The organism is Gemmata obscuriglobus (genome assembly GCF_008065095.1).
In the GTDB taxonomy this organism is placed as follows: Bacteria; Planctomycetota; Planctomycetia; order Gemmatales; family Gemmataceae; genus Gemmata; species Gemmata obscuriglobus.
The window spans coordinates 3643536-3656794 of record NZ_CP042911.1 but is presented as its reverse complement, the minus strand read 5'-3'; the positions used below and the strand labels follow the sequence as shown (position 1 = coordinate 3656794).

Annotated in this window: 18 protein-coding genes; 7 read left to right on the top strand and 11 right to left on the bottom strand. The window is 63.6% G+C overall.

Features of this window, described 5'->3' with window-relative positions; all coding sequences use genetic code 11:
* Positions 1 to 37 precede the first annotated feature (37 nt).
* A complete protein-coding gene (locus GobsT_RS15180; protein WP_010036764.1) occupies positions 38 to 307 on the bottom strand; it encodes a helix-turn-helix domain-containing protein in 270 nt (89 codons plus the stop codon).
* Between the two features lie 157 nt (positions 308 to 464).
* On the opposite strand from GobsT_RS15180, the gene GobsT_RS15175 reads away from it, so the two are divergent.
* The 4 genes from GobsT_RS15175 (at position 465) to GobsT_RS15160 (ending at position 1669) form a co-directional block, all read left to right on the top strand.
* Positions 465 to 767 (top strand): hypothetical protein, encoded by a 303-nt coding sequence (locus GobsT_RS15175; RefSeq protein ID WP_148087749.1) that lies wholly within the window; start codon positions 465 to 467, stop codon positions 765 to 767.
* Positions 768 to 808: 41 nt separating this feature from the next.
* Positions 809 to 1081 (top strand): hypothetical protein, encoded by a 273-nt coding sequence (locus GobsT_RS15170; RefSeq protein ID WP_010036761.1) that lies wholly within the window; start codon positions 809 to 811, stop codon positions 1079 to 1081.
* A gap of 85 nt (positions 1082 to 1166) precedes the next feature.
* Complete coding sequence (locus GobsT_RS15165; RefSeq protein ID WP_010036760.1) at positions 1167 to 1445, top strand: hypothetical protein; 279 nt, start codon at positions 1167 to 1169, stop codon at positions 1443 to 1445.
* A 41-nt stretch (positions 1446 to 1486) separates the two neighbouring features.
* Positions 1487 to 1669, top strand: a complete 183-nt coding sequence (locus GobsT_RS15160) for a hypothetical protein (RefSeq protein ID WP_148087748.1) — start codon at positions 1487 to 1489, stop codon at positions 1667 to 1669.
* A gap of 593 nt (positions 1670 to 2262) precedes the next feature.
* On the opposite strand, the gene GobsT_RS15155 is transcribed toward GobsT_RS15160, so the two are convergent.
* Positions 2263 to 4149 (bottom strand): hypothetical protein, encoded by a 1887-nt coding sequence (locus GobsT_RS15155; protein WP_010036750.1) that lies wholly within the window; start codon positions 4147 to 4149, stop codon positions 2263 to 2265.
* A gap of 77 nt (positions 4150 to 4226) precedes the next feature.
* Here GobsT_RS15155 and GobsT_RS15150 point away from each other — a divergent pair, with 77 nt between their 5' ends.
* From GobsT_RS15150 to GobsT_RS15140, 3 genes are all read left to right on the top strand, one after another.
* Entirely contained in the window at positions 4227 to 4733 is a 507-nt protein-coding gene (locus GobsT_RS15150) for a hypothetical protein (protein ID WP_010036745.1), read from the top strand.
* A gap of 12 nt (positions 4734 to 4745) precedes the next feature.
* Complete coding sequence (locus GobsT_RS15145; protein ID WP_010036743.1) at positions 4746 to 5222, top strand: hypothetical protein; 477 nt, start codon at positions 4746 to 4748, stop codon at positions 5220 to 5222.
* 100 nt (positions 5223 to 5322) lie between these two features.
* Complete coding sequence (locus tag GobsT_RS15140) at positions 5323 to 6405, top strand: hypothetical protein (protein ID WP_010036740.1); 1083 nt, start codon at positions 5323 to 5325, stop codon at positions 6403 to 6405.
* Here GobsT_RS15140 and GobsT_RS15135 read toward each other — a convergent pair.
* The 9 genes from GobsT_RS15135 to GobsT_RS15095 all read right to left on the bottom strand — a co-directional run bounded on the left by GobsT_RS15135 (position 6398) and on the right by GobsT_RS15095 (position 13233).
* Positions 6398 to 6880: a hypothetical protein gene (locus tag GobsT_RS15135; protein WP_109571079.1), complete on the bottom strand. Its 483-nt coding sequence runs from the start codon at positions 6878 to 6880 to the stop codon at positions 6398 to 6400. The two genes, GobsT_RS15140 and GobsT_RS15135, sit on opposite strands and share 8 nt — an antisense overlap.
* A gap of 17 nt (positions 6881 to 6897) precedes the next feature.
* On the bottom strand, positions 6898 to 7440 hold the full coding sequence (locus tag GobsT_RS15130; RefSeq protein WP_010047286.1) for a superinfection immunity protein: 543 nt from the start codon (positions 7438 to 7440) through the stop codon (positions 6898 to 6900).
* A gap of 276 nt (positions 7441 to 7716) precedes the next feature.
* Positions 7717 to 8193 (bottom strand): hypothetical protein, encoded by a 477-nt coding sequence (locus tag GobsT_RS15125; protein WP_148087746.1) that lies wholly within the window; start codon positions 8191 to 8193, stop codon positions 7717 to 7719.
* 19 nt (positions 8194 to 8212) lie between these two features.
* A complete protein-coding gene (locus tag GobsT_RS15120) occupies positions 8213 to 8662 on the bottom strand; it encodes a hypothetical protein (RefSeq protein ID WP_010047289.1) in 450 nt (149 codons plus the stop codon).
* Between the two features lie 434 nt (positions 8663 to 9096).
* On the bottom strand, positions 9097 to 9666 hold the full coding sequence (locus GobsT_RS15115; RefSeq protein WP_010047291.1) for a hypothetical protein: 570 nt from the start codon (positions 9664 to 9666) through the stop codon (positions 9097 to 9099).
* Between the two features lie 102 nt (positions 9667 to 9768).
* Complete coding sequence (locus GobsT_RS15110) at positions 9769 to 10362, bottom strand: hypothetical protein (RefSeq protein WP_010047295.1); 594 nt, start codon at positions 10360 to 10362, stop codon at positions 9769 to 9771.
* 61 nt (positions 10363 to 10423) lie between these two features.
* Positions 10424 to 11527, bottom strand: a complete 1104-nt coding sequence (locus GobsT_RS15105; protein WP_010047302.1) for a hypothetical protein — start codon at positions 11525 to 11527, stop codon at positions 10424 to 10426.
* Positions 11528 to 11594: 67 nt separating this feature from the next.
* Positions 11595 to 11999 carry a hypothetical protein gene (locus tag GobsT_RS15100; RefSeq protein WP_010047304.1) on the bottom strand — a complete coding sequence of 135 codons (405 nt, stop codon included), beginning with the start codon at positions 11997 to 11999 and terminating at the stop codon, positions 11595 to 11597.
* A 64-nt stretch (positions 12000 to 12063) separates the two neighbouring features.
* Positions 12064 to 13233, bottom strand: a complete 1170-nt coding sequence (locus GobsT_RS15095) for a hypothetical protein (RefSeq protein WP_010047306.1) — start codon at positions 13231 to 13233, stop codon at positions 12064 to 12066.
* Between the last annotated feature and the right edge of the window lie 26 nt (positions 13234 to 13259).

The following is a 13259-nucleotide window of genomic DNA, read 5'->3' as shown; positions in this document are numbered from 1 at the left end:
ATGTGTTCACCACGCGAAGTGGTCGCGCGACCGCTCCTCACTCCAGCGGCAACTCCGGGAGATCGGCCAACGGATCTTCGAGCGTGCGGAAGTCATCAGCCCGCACGCCAAGAGCATCAGCCAAGCGAATGACGGTAGCCCACATCGGCTCACGTTCGCCACGTTCGAGTTTCGCTACATCTTGGTACATCATCCCGGCACGCTCACCGAGCTGGGATTGAGTCAAATTCTTGTCGATCCGCAACTCGCGGAGTCGCTTCCCAAAGCCGGTCCTGATGTTTTTCTTCGCCACGGCTGGGATGGCCATAACCCACCTACTAAGAATTAAGGCGACATCGCCTTGACAAACAAGGGCATGTCGCCTTATTGTATCCCTGTCGAGCGGTGGTTGCCCGACACGAAATTGGCCCCGGAGCGTCTGATACACGCTCCGGGGCCGGTGAACCCCTGTGTAGAGGTGTTCGATGTCTACGTTACTCAATTCTCGCAAATCGGTCAATCGGCTGAAGTGGTCTCCGGTGCCGTTCGAGATGCGGAACGGGAAGATCCACCTGACGGGTATCGGTTGGGTGGACGGGTTGCCGCGGGGCCGGAACCGCCCGCCGCGGGGTCTGGTTCCCGTGAGCGTGATGGCGACGCCGCCGGGCTCGCTGCGGGTGGTGTATTACGACCGGGACTGGCGGTACTCGCTCACGTGGTCGCACCGGACGCGGAGTTGGGGCGAGTGGCGGAAGCGGAGGGCGGACGTTGTGGAGATGGCGTTCTGAGGTGGTCGCGCGACCACTTTCATCCCCAACGGAGGACGCCCGTGTCCCGCTGCTCCGAAGTGCCTCAGTGGATTCGTGAACTGGACGCCGCCGACCAACCGGTTTACGCGGACGCGTTCTGGGTTCCGGACGGTTTCCCGGCCCCCATCCGCCCCATGCCGCCCGGCTGGCGCATCGTGTGGATCGGGGCCAACGACGAGTGGGAACGGCCCCGGGCCGAGGTGTGGGTGCGGACGACAGACGGCCGGTTCGTCGCATCGGCCTGGATGGAACGCAACAACCAGTGGGGCGACTGGCGACCACTGAATGTCTGAGCTTCAGTTCAACAACTCGCCACTGACATTACGGAATTCCGCAACAACCGATACCATCCGCGTGACCGAACCAAGGAGACCCGTCATGCCGAACCGTCACGCCCTGCGGACCGACGAGCCGGTCTGCGGCACCATCCACCGGACCGCGTGTTCGTGGTGCAAGACGCTGAACCGCGTGTACGCGAACGTGCCGACGTACTGTTACGAGTGCGGTCACCGCGGGGACGTGCCGATGGGCGACTGCGACTGCGAGGAGTGCCGGTATCGCACGTTCGCGGTGCGGGTGACGACGTGTTGCCCGCGGCACCCGCACCGCCCCGATCCGGGGTGCCCGATCTGCACCGCGAAGAACGCCACCAACTGAAGTGGTCGCGCGACCACTTCGCCCCCAACCCGGAGCCCACTGTGAGAATCAGCATCCCGCGTTTTCTGGTCCGTGCCCGCCGCGTCGCCCGCCAGGGATTGGGCGGTGCGATGTACGGGGCGATCGTCGCCCTGAGCGGTCTGTACGGGTTGTTCTCGGCCGCGTGTATCGCCACGTTCACGACGCTCGTCGCGCTCGTGTGCTGCGTGTTCGCACGGGAGTGATCCGGGCGGATCGGATGTTGCGGCGGATCGCAAGCGGGGGTAAGCTCCCCACAGATTCGCACCCGTGGCCGAATTGAAGTGGCGTGTGCGGAGTGTTACCGTGTAGCGAAGAAGCCACCTCCACGGGTTGATTCCCGTGGCCGAATTGAAGCTACAGGTCATACGGTGCGTAGTCCCGTATCGGGGAGGTCTCCACGGGCTGATCTCCGTGGCCGAATTGAAGCAGGCTCGAATTATGCCACGATCGAACGGCGAGCGGTCTCTCCACGGGCTTGCACCCGTGGCCGAATTGAAGCGTCCGCTGGTAGTCGTCGAGGATCGGGGGCGTCGCCTCTCCACGGGTTGACCCCCGTGGCCGAATTGAAGCAGCGACGTTTCGGAAGCGATTCGATCGTCACCAGCCCTCTCCACGGGTTTGCACCCGTGGCCGAATTGAAGCGGGTTGAAGCCGCTGGACGGGACGGCCGGGCTGACCGAGTCTCCACGGGTTGAACGCCGTGGCCGAATTGAAGCGCCTTACTGGCGAGTCTGGTGCCGAAGCCGGGCCGCTCTCCACGGGTGTAAGCCCGTGGCCGAATTGAAGGAAACCCATCCTACGGGTTCACGGGGTTTGTGGGAAGGAGCCCGCCGCCCCCCGTATCGCCAGAGCCCAACCCACCCGGAGGGCCGGCGAACGGAAACCCGCCGCCGATCGGGCCGGGGATGCCGAACAGGTCCAATTGCGACGGGGGCTCGACGGAAAGCGAGGGCTCGCGCTCAGGAACGAAGATGTTGCTTCCGTAGTCCCCCCCACCGCTGTACCCGGAGCCGCTGCTCCCGGTCCGGACAACGGGGGCCGTAAAGTTGGCGATGTTCGGTGCGGTGGTGAGCACGCCATCGCTGAAATATGGTGGCACCGGGGCCGTGAGTGACACCAATGACGGGTCCAACACGCCATAGATGTAGTGGCCGGCGACGCGATACGTCGGGGCGCTCCCGTCCGCGGAAAGCTGCATCTCGGCCGGGATGCACGTCCCGCCAATGGCAACGAGGTTCGGATCGTTCACGGAGAACGACGGGATCTGGGGCGGCCTGCCAGTTCTCTGGCATGCCCAACTTACCTCCAGAAACATTTGCCCCCCGTGGACGGTCACCGCCGTGCCCCGCTGGGGCGTGTCACCGACGCCGGTTCCCGGCATCACCCGCTTCCCCGTATCTTGCGTGTACTCGAACTGGATGCGGTACAGGTCATACGGTGCGTAGTCCTTGATCGGGGATGTGCCGGCCCCGCCGGTCGTTCCGGTCACGAGTTCGGCGGGCGGTGTGGAGAGTGACGCACCGCCGGTCGAGAGTTCGGCGTTGGACCCCGATCCGCCACGGTCGTTCCGCAGCTCGGCCGTGAAGCCCTCGCTGGCCGCACATGGGTCTCGGAACGCGGCGGCCAGGAGCCCGAGCAACCGCTTACGGACCGGCGGGGCGATTCCCGACCGGCCCTCCTGCACTCCTGGCGTGTAGCCGACGCTCCGCATCACCGCCGGGCCATTCATCCCGGCCGCGGCGGCGCCGAGACTAGCCGCCGCCGCACCAGCGAAACCAGTCCCACCGAGTGTGGCGAGAAGTGCCTGGACACTTACCTTCACTACTGGCCGGAACAGATTTTCCGAGAAATTGCCCCACATGAGAGGGGAGCCGTCGATGAATCCTTCGGCTTTGAGTTTCGCGATTGCCATCCGCAGCCCAACGAACATCAGGTCTTTCCGACTACACCCCTTTGCCCCTTCGAGCGTGATTGTGACTACTCCTGTGCGTTTATGGTTCTGCGGGCAAATGACGTTAAAATCGCCATCAGCAACTACGGCCGGGTACGGGGGGAGAAGCGATTTCTCTTGGTCGGTGAACTCGAAGTCCAGGCTGAGCCCGTCGGGTGCGAGGGTGTACTTGGCGGACACGCGTTGGTAGTCGTCGAGGATCGGGGGCGTCGCCAACTGCCGGAAGTTGTCGGCGCACTGGTTCAGGTCGCTCCGGACGGTCAGGGTGCCGGACGTGGTGATGGTGGAGAACCAGCGGTCGTCGAAGCTCTCGGACTGCGTCCAGCGGAGGGAGGTAACGGGGTCGGACAAGGCCGCCTCGCCACAGTCGTAGGTGCTGACCTTGTACGCCACGTCCACGAAGAAGGTGCCGTTGCCCGCCGGCTCGACGGTGGCGGGCTTGACCGGGGTCGGCCCGAGCTGGGCGTCCATCCCGGATTGGGAGATGATGGTGTATCCCCCCACTTGATACAGGAGTCGCCGCCGGGGCATGTTCAGCATGTGTCGGATGGTGGGCAGCAAGGCGGCTGAATCGCCCGGCACCTGCGAGGTGAGCGAGGCGACGCCGCGAGCCCGGATCGTGGTCGTGTTGGCGATCACGTCCACGCCACTCTTGTCGCGGGACGTATCGAACTCGACGCTCGCGGTTTTGGCGAAGTGGAACCGGATCGAGTTGTATTCGATGACCGACATTTGAGCCCCCTCCGGAAGTGGTCGCGCGACCACCGGCCATACCATATAGTAGCCGTTAGATTTTTGGGGGCGTTGCCATGGCGGTCGGTTTTTGGCGGACGGGGCCGGCGATCGTGTATTCCTACACCGGCACGGCCGCCGCGCAGGAAATGCTCGGGTACGCCCAAGGCGGGGTCGATATCGACATCAGCAAGAACTACAAGGAGATCTTCTCCGACGTGTTCGGTGAGATGACGCCCCACGAGCTTCAAGACTTCGGGGAGGTGGCGACGATCACCTGCCCGCTCATCAGTATCGACCCGGCCGTCCTGACCAAGGTGCTCAACCGGGGCAACCGCGGGGCCGCAGGCCAGCTCAACACCCCCGGCCGACTCGTGGGAACCAACGGGGACGACTTCGCCATCGGCATTGCGGCGTCCGATGACACCCCGTGGAAGTTCTTGCACTGCGTTCTCCGGCCGAACGCCCGCATCCCGATGTCCGTGGGCAACAAGCCGGTGAACCTCACGTTTTTCGCGTGGCCGTTCGCGCCCGCGTCCACCGTTTCGGCGGTCAACACCCCGCTCTACACCCGAGCCCTGTAACGAGGTAGCAGCATGTTCGGTTTCCTTCGCCGCTGGTGGTCGCGTGACCACCAGCGGCAGATCTTCGCGTACTTCGACGGCACCGCGACACGGCGGGCCGATCCGATGGTTGCGGGCCGGGTCCTCGAAGAATCGTGCCCGGACTACGAGGATCGGCTCCGGGTGCTCGCGCACGAGGTGCCGGCGGACCTCGCCGCCGCAATGGCCGGTACGCCCGTCGCCGCCGACATGAAGCAGAAGAAAGCGGACGCAGTGACGGCACTCGTCAAGGCCGCGGACGCCATGTTCGGGCTGCGACCGCTGGACGGGGCGGCCGGACTGACGGAAGCTGAGCGACTGCTTGTGCTGTTCAGATTCCTGGCGTTCTTGCAGCAACTCGCCGCAAGTGCCCGCCCTTTCTCGATCTCGCCGCCGCGGGCTTCGCCCTCGATCCCGCTCGACTCCCCTACCGCACCTTCGTCGGCGTCTGGGCCGGTCGCAAGCGAGTAGAGGAAGCGGCGGTGGCCCGTTACGAGAGCATCGCAGCATGTGTCGTTGAGGCTATCAGTGGTCGGGGCTGAAGGTGGTCGCGCGACCACAGGAGAAGGTTATGGGCGGGGATTCGACTCTCGATGATGTCATCAAGTCGCTGGGAGATTTGGTGGATGTCTCGAAGGTGTCGCAAACGGTGGCCGCCGCGAGCCAAGCGGCGCTGTCTTTTGCGATCGAAGACTTGCACAAGTCAATCATCGCTCTTCCGGGCGAGATCGCCCTGGAGCACGAGCACGCGACCACGGCCCGCGAGCAGAACGGCGTCGTGTCGGCGTTCGACCGCCCGCAATCGGTGATCGTCGTGGGGCCAAAGCCGCTCCAGGTGTCGATCGTGGGCGGACTGCCCGGTCAGGGCGGACTACCAGGGCCGCCGAAGCCAACAACGCCAAAGGAAGAAGAGCCGGGGTTCCTCCGTAGGCTCTGGAACAACTCGCGGTTCGGTAAAGCGTCCGCGAACGCAACTAAGGGTGTGGGCGAGTTTCTGGGTGGGAAGGGGCCGACGGGTCTGGGCGGACTCACTGGCGGGGCGGCGGGTCTCGCCCGTCTGGCCGGGCCGATCGGGGCCATTGTCGCAGTCGGGGACGCCCTCAACCAGTTTAAAAAGGCTGTCATCCAGGCTACGGATGAGCAGATCGCCGCTGCCCGGAAGCTGGCGGAAGTGTCGGGACCGATGGCGGCCGTCCTTGCCCAGCGCGACATCCAAGAGATGTTGCGCGACCGGCGGCAGGGCAACGCTCAGGCGGGCTCGACGGGCGTACTGGCAAAATCGGAACAGCGTCGCAAGGACGCAAGCGAAGGTTTAGAAAATGTCTTGGCGAACACCAAGAACGAGATTTTGGCTCTCCTGAACGATCTCCTGGTGCCCCCACTGCGGATCATCAGTGCCGCAACAGAGGCAATTGCGAACTCGCCCGTACTGAAGACCGCCGGAGTAATGGGTCTGCTGCTCGACAGGCAGAAAAAGAAGAGCGAAGAAGAATCCAAGAAGGCAGCGTCTACTGGGATTGCTGCTGATGCGGAGCGAATTGAGCGAGAGGCGGCTCGGATCGACGCAGAGCTGGGCCGCATGGCCGCTACAGCTCGGATCGCTGCCAGCCGCTCTGGTCACGTGTACCCGAGTGGCGGGCGTCCTCTCAGTTGACGCCCAGTGTTCGTTTTACTTGCAGGAATACAGACTTCGACTCTTCATCTGCCATCCACACTTCAAGAGCGAATCGGCTGCACGCGAACCCGTTGCCACCCATCGTGGCGACTTGCTCGCGTGCAGCCGATTCGCTCTTGTTCAGATGCACCATTAATAGACCACGCTTGCCTGCAACATCGATCGTGAAAATGGACGTCGGACGTTCCGGGCGATCAATCAACGGGCCAGCAGATTCGTAGCTGACCTGGAGACCCTTCGATCGCAGCAAATCGGCCAGTTCGGCGTGGTTGGACGGCCCCCCCAACACGTTTGTGGTCGCGCGCCCGCTTCCGGCTCGTCCTGCGACGACGACGATGGCGAGGAGGAGTACGGCCCCGACGCCGGCGAGTGAGGCCAGCAAGATCATGCGTCGGCGGGCTTGTTTCTGTTGCCGCCGTCGCCGCAGAATGAGGAGTTCGGTGTCGTCGTCCACGTGGTGTCCTCCGGGAGTCAAACCGGTCGCTCGGTCCGCATGGGCCGCATGTCGGAAACGGACCATGCCAAAGCGACGACCCAGCCGACGAAAATGAGCCCGAGGAACACGTTGACTATCACGATCGGAGCCAGATTGTTGTGCCGGCGAAACACCGCCACGCCCGTCGGAAGCAGGTAGATCGGCAGACCGATTGCAAGGGCGAGTATTCGGGTTACGAACCGCTCCGAATCCTCGCGGTCGAGTTCGTCCTTGTAATCGGTCGCCCGCACTGGTGTTTCGATCGGTCGTTCGGAATGAACCGGTGGGCTGCTCTTAACAGTTCCCTTCTGTGATGCTGCCCGTGCCTGATCCTGAACGTTTTTGGCCCGGTTCAGCAGCGCCACAACGGACACGATCGCAACCAAGAACAGAACGCCAACAGTCGCAATGGCGAGTACCGGTGGCCCCTTCTTTTTTCGCCGGCGAATCGGACGGTAGTAGGGATCAGGCTCTTCCCGTTCCGGTTGTTCCGGCTCCGGTTCGGGTTCCCAATCTCGTTCCTGCGGGGGCTCGTTCACTACAGGAGCTGATTTGGGTCGTGTGATCGGCTTCGGCTCGTCAACGGTCAAGATTAACGGAGAGCTGCATCGGGGACACGCAGGGTCCGCCGCCGCTGCTTCCGCAGACACGCGAACGAGAACCGAACACCCCGGGCAGCGTGTGGTCATCATGGGCAAATTACCACTGGACGAGATGTCATCCAGTATGGCATTCGCAGACTCGCCCGCTAGATGATCAAAAGTTCACCACCCCTAATGATTCTTCCGCCTCGGTTGAAGTGGTCGCGCGGTCAGTCACGATCCAGTGGTGGCGGCGGCAGGTGGCGAGTTCGGTGGCTGTGCGACGCACCGGGGAACGTTGACAGGCCACGATCCCAGCAACCGGGTCACGCCCTGCTCTACCTGATTCAGATAATGGTTGATCAGCTTCGCTTGAATAACAGGAGTTGCCATGTAATCCGTGAACTTCGGATATCCGTCGTTGTGGACTTCCAGGTAACGAGCTACGAGTGACGCCTCCCAGAGTGGTCGGTAATGCTTGTAAATATGCTCGTACCGGCGATTGCTCTTAAGAACGCGATGACGGTCGTCGTGGCCGAATGTGTGCTTGGCGTGATAGGTTCTGAACAGAACCGCCTCTGCGAGGTGCATGGCCTTGTAGAACGCCGCCACCGCCACCCAATCAGGAAATACTGAAATCTGCGGAAGCAGATGTGTAATTAGTTCTTGATTTCGAGCAGCGGCGGCGAAGTGTTCAACATCAGTCGGCAAGGGCGATCCCCCGAACAAATTAGTGTGGACGCAGCATCGCGTCTACTTGTTCCTGAGACATTGGCGTTACCAACCGAACATCCATTTTTACCAACTCGAACCGGTCATCGTTGGCGATGTCCATGTCCAGTTCGGTCAGCGCATCGGTCAATTCCTGATCAAATCCGGTTGCTGGTTGAACAACGAGGAACAGCAACCGACCGTTCCCGGTCGGTTGCAGGTACGCTGTTTTGATGGCGTCACTCTGTGATACGCACCAAGCGTTCAGCACCTTCCACAGTTCACGAACTGGCCGATCAACGTCGGCCAGAGAAACTGTCTGGTTGTACGCCCGGCAGGCGGTCAGGATCTGATCCACCGTCCACAGGAGTTCTTCTTCCCCATCCCGCAACTCGACCCAAATCCGTTTGTCCTTGGCTTGTGAGTTGAGGCGGATTGGGGAAACTGACTGGCTGGTCGTTTCCGTCATCTGGCACCTCGAAACAGAATTAAAGGCGATGTCATCGCTAATTAGGAATACCCCGGTTCAAGGCACGGTCTTTCGACAGAGTAAAAGGACCGTGTCATCCCGGCAAGGTTCACCCGTGTACCATAGGACACGTCCAACCGCTAGGCGGTTTTGAGCCGTCCAGGGCGGGAAGTCAGTGAAAAAAACGTGCCGGTGATGTCACTTGAATTTTATTCGCGTGTGGCAGAGAACTCTACGTTAGGTACGTGTCTTTTGGCCTTAGAGTTCGGTTCCAGCCACACTCCCCGACAGCATTTAACCAGACGTGAACCCGATGACAGCCAGGGAAAATGTTCAAGTTGAACATTTTCCCTGGCTGTGGCTGGAAGTGGCGGATGTTCTCGGCATTTCCGAACTCCAACCCACAATCTGATCGAATGTGGTCGCGCGACCGGTCAGTACCCGCCGGGCCGGTATGGGCGGTTGTACCCTTGCCGGTGCGTGCCGAAGAAACGCTCAGCGTTAGTGATGAGCGGGTTCGCCTGCTGTGACGGGTCCGGGTCGCTTGTGCTGGGCAGACCCGCGTTCGCCGATTCCTGAAGCGGGAAGATGCGATCGCCGTCGCGGAGCCGGTCGAGTTCGGCCAGTGCCTGCTTCGCTCCGGGCACTGTGTCGGGATCGGCCGATCCGGGCTGTCGCCGCTGGGACAGCGTCCAGAAGGCAAGGTCGGCAACGATCTTACGGAGCCGTTCGGCCCCGCTACCGGTGAGTGCAGCGAGGTCGTCGGTGGAGTACCGTTTGCCGACGAAACACGCCCCTTCCAGCTCCCCCGAAGCGGCCAGGAGCACGCGGTTGATGCGGGTGTACTCGTCGCTGGGTGTGGTGCCGTCCAGAATCCGGGCACGGGTAGGTCGCGGTCCTTCGCCGTCGCGGATCAGGTCGGCGATCTGCTGCCAGTCGTGGTACTCGAGGAACAACGCCACCGAGCAGTAAGGGGCGGCGGCTCCGTTCGGCGTCTGCGGCATCGCTGGCTCCGGTTGTGGTCGCGCGACCACACGAACGAGAACGGGGCTGCTGGACGATCGACCAGCAGCCCCGAGCGTGTGTAACGAGTTGTTAGGGCCGGATCAATCGACGGTGAACGACCAGTTGAGTTGCTGGAGCGTGCCGGCGTTTGTCGCGTTCCCGCTGTCGAATAGGATCGGGTCGTCGGTGACGAACGTGGCGAACAGCCCGCCCTCGCGGTCCTCATAGGTCGTGGTCTGCCCGGCGATCCCGGAGATCGACGGGTGGGCAACCCCGTCTGCCGGGTTCACGTCGGTCACGAGGCCGAAGTTCCAAACCTTCGCCCCGGCCGCGGCACCGGCCACCAAGTTGCTCGTGAGGGTGATGGCAAGGGCAGACACCGACTGGACGGTGTACAGTCTCGTCACGCCGTCGGTCTCGCGGATCGCGAGCAGGTCGTTCGCCGCGATGCCGTTACCGCTCGGTCCCGGATCACTGGTCAGGTTAATCACCGCCTGACCAGCCGCGGCCGCCGCTGACGCCGTGGTCCGGCCGAGCGGCCGGGCGAACGTGAGCGGGTGGGCGGTCGCGCCGGCGGTGTACACGCACTTGGTGACCCGAGCCCGCCCGTTGCGGTTGGGCTGAATCAGATACCGGATGCGTGTGCCCGCGGACTGCGTCAGGTTCCCGGTCCCGTTCCCGCCGAAGCCGTTCATGCCTTACCCTCTGGTCTGTCGGTGAGTGGTCGCGCGGCCACTTCCGGGCCGCCGCGGCGGATCAGGACTGGAGCACGTCGTCCAGGCGGAACCCGGACACCATCGACGGCGTGACGAACTTGTCCTCGGCGACGATGTGGCCTTCCACGAGTTCGTGCTTGGGCTCACTGAACGCCTCGACGCGGGCCTCGCCGTTGTGCGTGTAGAGCTGGAGCGTGGAGAAGTTTTTCCCGCCGTACACCCCGTCCAGCTTGCCCTGCCGGGATGTGAACAGGACGGAGTCGGTGTCGAGGATGTAATCCTTCTCGCTCGGCACGGTGATGTCTGCCATCGTGCCGTCGGCCTTCTGGTTGATCTTCACCCGCGGCGTGTCCTCGACCACGAGCGTGAACCCGGCGTAGGTCTCCGGCAGGTTCCAGTCGTTCGCGTTCGAGAACCCGTCCGTCAGTTCCTTTGCGTGCTGGCTCTGCTTCAGTGCCTCCTGGATCTCGTGCGTGTTCGAGATCGCTTCGGCCACAACCGGCGGAATCACCGCGAACAACTGGTCGCGGCGGACGGCCCCGTTCGTCGCGAGGTTGATCCGCCGCTTCACGGCGTTGAAGGTCCGCTTGATGACGAGGAACCGCGGGTCCAGTGTGCCGCCCGGGGTGGTCGGGTTGCCGAGCGAGTTGTCGAAATAGACCGGATCCGACTGCCCCAGAAGAGCGGACGGGTTCGACGCCCGGTTGTTCGTCGGCCACGTCGCCGCGAGCAAGGTTTTAACCGCCCGCCACGCCCGGTGCACCTGGAACTGGTTACCGCGGATGTCGTCGTACATCTGCTTGACGTTGAACCCGGCCTTTTTCCACAGCCGGAGTGTGGTCTCGCCAATGGTGTACGGGAAGTCCCAGCGGTTGGTGCGGGTCTCGATCCACTCGCCCTGGACGGAGAAGTCCTTACCGGTCGGGCGGTAGTCGTCGTATGCCCAGACGTAGTCGTTCTCGCGGGGCACCCGCACCGGCTCGTCGAAGTTCATGAGCCAGTACATGAACTGGACTTCGGGGGCGGGGATGATTTGCGCGTACCGCAGGTACGGAAACGTGCTCGGGTCGCGAAGGTATCCGACTAGGACGCCTGTCGGTTCCGGCAGCAGGCCGTTGAACGGCCCGATCGATCGCATCGGCATGAGTCGCCCCTGTTACCGCCCGTGAACCCGTAAGTGGTCGCGCGACCGGTCGCGGCGACCGGCCCGATCAGACCGAGAGGTCGAACCGCATCGGCTTGACCCGGATGAGCTGCCCCGCAACGCCGGGCTCAAGTGCCTGAGCCCCCACACGATCCTTGTCGGTGCTCGCCGAGACCCCGCGACCGACCGAGTCGCTTTTGATGTAGTCTCCGACCGCCACCGTCCCGCCGAGTTCGAGGGGCGCAACGTCGTCGCCCGGCCCGAACACGTTCACGTCATCCCCCGCGACCGCAGCGAACCCGTCGTCCCAGCCGGTCAGCGCCATGCGGCGGGTGCCCTTCGGCCCGATCCCCCACGGGGACTCGTTCGCCCCGCACTGGGTCACAACCGCCTCGCCCGACACGCCGGTTCGCTTGACGAACCGGGCCGGCAGGATGTTGCCGCCGGCGCGACCGCTGAAGCTTCCCAACATGATCCGCCCCTTGTGCTCGGTTGGTGAAAGTGGTCGCGCGACCACTTCGGGCCGCTGACAGCGGTTACTTCTTGTGGGTCGCCAGAATGTGGGCGACGGCCTTTTCGTACATGGTTCCGGGCTCCTCCCGCATGTACGCCATCGCCGGCTCGTGATACCAGGGTGCCGACATCGGGCCGGGCGTGGCGTCGTCGCCGCCCTCAACCTTGCCGCCGTAGATCTCGATCATCCCGGCCGGCACCTTACGGGCCGCGTAGATCGCCTTCAGCTCCTCGACCCGTTCGCTGCGGTCGGCGGCGGGGAGTTTGGCGAGCGAGCTGATCGCCTTCTTCTTCTCGTCCGCGTTGAGCGAGTAGCCGACCAGCCCCTCGGCCACGAGCAACTGGCACCGCTCGATGTCCCGTTCCTGCTCGAGCCCGGCGACGCGAGCCTGAAGGGCCGCGTAGACCTCAACGCCCCCGTTCTTCTGCATCGGGGTGATGGGGGCCTTTTTGTCGTCGCTTTCGCCCGTCTTCTTCTCGGGGTTCGCAGACTCTTCCTTCTTCGCCCCCGGCCACTCTTCGCCGAGCCCGTAAGTCGCCCGCATGTAGGTGCGGCATTTCTCGAACAGTGACTTCTCTTCGTCCGTGAACTGCGGCTGGTCCCCGGTCGGCTTGTTCGGCTGGTCCACGGAAGCCCCCATCTGGTAGCAGTAAATCGGTTGGTCGCTGGACAGGGCCACCATTCCCATGTCGAGGAACGGGGCGTTCACCATGACGGCGGTGCCGCGGATCTGGCCGGTGCCGTGCTGGTACTCGACGGACCGGTGCGGGCGGCGGGCGGCTTCGGCGGACACGTCCGGCAGGAAGTACCAGTCGGCCAGGACGGCAGGCTTCACCGTGACGCGACCGGTTTTCGGGTCGCGGACGCCGTACGTGCCGACGCGGTAGTTCCGCTGGACGCCGTACACCTTCACGTCCGGGACCGGCTCGAACCCGGCCCCGTCGGCCCGCGGGCGGATCGTGTGGCGGTCGGTCAGAACGCCAACGACGCCGTTCTCGGCCTCAAGACGGTTGGACTCGCGGGCGATCCGCGGCAGGTCGCGTTCGGTGACCCGGATCGTGATCGGCTTGCCGTCCTTGTCCCGGGCGTCCCGCTCGTGCGGCTCGAAGATCGGCACCCCGCGACGAATGACCCATTGGGACTCGTCGCGGAGGCGGTCCAAGAACGTCAGCGTCGGATCACTCGGCCCCATGCCTTATGGTAGGGTGGTCGCGCGGC

Excerpts from the sequence above, each read along its gene's own strand:
- GobsT_RS15140 (WP_010036740.1), top strand. The coding sequence starts at position 5,323 with ATGGGCGGGGATTCGACTCTCGATGATGTCATCAAGTCGCTGGGAGAT.
- GobsT_RS15110 (WP_010047295.1), bottom strand. The coding sequence starts at position 10,362 with ATGAACGGCTTCGGCGGGAACGGGACCGGGAACCTGACGCAGTCCGCG.
- GobsT_RS15155 (WP_010036750.1), bottom strand. The coding sequence starts at position 4,149 with ATGTCGGTCATCGAATACAACTCGATCCGGTTCCACTTCGCCAAAACC.
- GobsT_RS15100 (WP_010047304.1), bottom strand. The coding sequence starts at position 11,999 with ATGTTGGGAAGCTTCAGCGGTCGCGCCGGCGGCAACATCCTGCCGGCC.
- GobsT_RS15095 (WP_010047306.1), bottom strand. The coding sequence starts at position 13,233 with ATGGGGCCGAGTGATCCGACGCTGACGTTCTTGGACCGCCTCCGCGAC.
- GobsT_RS15180 (WP_010036764.1), bottom strand. The coding sequence starts at position 307 with ATGGCCATCCCAGCCGTGGCGAAGAAAAACATCAGGACCGGCTTTGGG.
- GobsT_RS15150 (WP_010036745.1), top strand. The coding sequence starts at position 4,227 with ATGGCGGTCGGTTTTTGGCGGACGGGGCCGGCGATCGTGTATTCCTAC.
- GobsT_RS15165 (WP_010036760.1), top strand. The coding sequence starts at position 1,167 with ATGCCGAACCGTCACGCCCTGCGGACCGACGAGCCGGTCTGCGGCACC.
- GobsT_RS15145 (WP_010036743.1), top strand. The coding sequence starts at position 4,746 with ATGTTCGGTTTCCTTCGCCGCTGGTGGTCGCGTGACCACCAGCGGCAG.
- GobsT_RS15175 (WP_148087749.1), top strand. The coding sequence starts at position 465 with ATGTCTACGTTACTCAATTCTCGCAAATCGGTCAATCGGCTGAAGTGG.
- GobsT_RS15115 (WP_010047291.1), bottom strand. The coding sequence starts at position 9,666 with ATGCCGCAGACGCCGAACGGAGCCGCCGCCCCTTACTGCTCGGTGGCG.
- GobsT_RS15120 (WP_010047289.1), bottom strand. The coding sequence starts at position 8,662 with ATGACGGAAACGACCAGCCAGTCAGTTTCCCCAATCCGCCTCAACTCA.
- GobsT_RS15105 (WP_010047302.1), bottom strand. The coding sequence starts at position 11,527 with ATGCCGATGCGATCGATCGGGCCGTTCAACGGCCTGCTGCCGGAACCG.